At 45.7% G+C, this 326-nt stretch carries 1 rRNA gene; it reads right to left on the reverse strand.

What is annotated here, in order from left to right:
• Positions 1 to 94: 94 nt before the first annotated feature.
• Positions 95 to 210: ribosomal RNA gene (gene rrf, locus ACMX9J_RS27735) — 5S ribosomal RNA — on the reverse strand.
• Positions 211 to 326 lie beyond the last annotated feature (116 nt).

A 326-nucleotide genomic window follows, 5' to 3' on the forward strand; every position in this document is an offset into this window, starting at 1 on the left:
GGGGACAGGATTTGAACCTGCGACCTTCGGGTTATGAGCCCGACGAGCTACCGAACTGCTCCACCCCGCGATGATAAAAAAGCAAAATAAAAATGCCTAGCGATGTCCTACTCTCACAGGGACAAAGTCCCAACTACCATCGGCGCTAAAGAGCTTAACTTCCGTGTTCGGTATGGGAACGGGTGTGACCTCTTTGCCATTATCACTAGACATTTATATGAGATTATTCTCTCAAAACTAGGTAACAGATTGCTGAGTAAAGCTTACGCTTTTAAAGTTTGGTTAAGTCCTCGATCGATTAGTATCAGTCAGCTACACATGTCGCC

The organism is Priestia sp. RMT2NF4, from assembly GCF_047872835.1.
Lineage (GTDB): Bacteria > Bacillota > Bacilli > Bacillales > Bacillaceae_H > Priestia > Priestia zanthoxyli.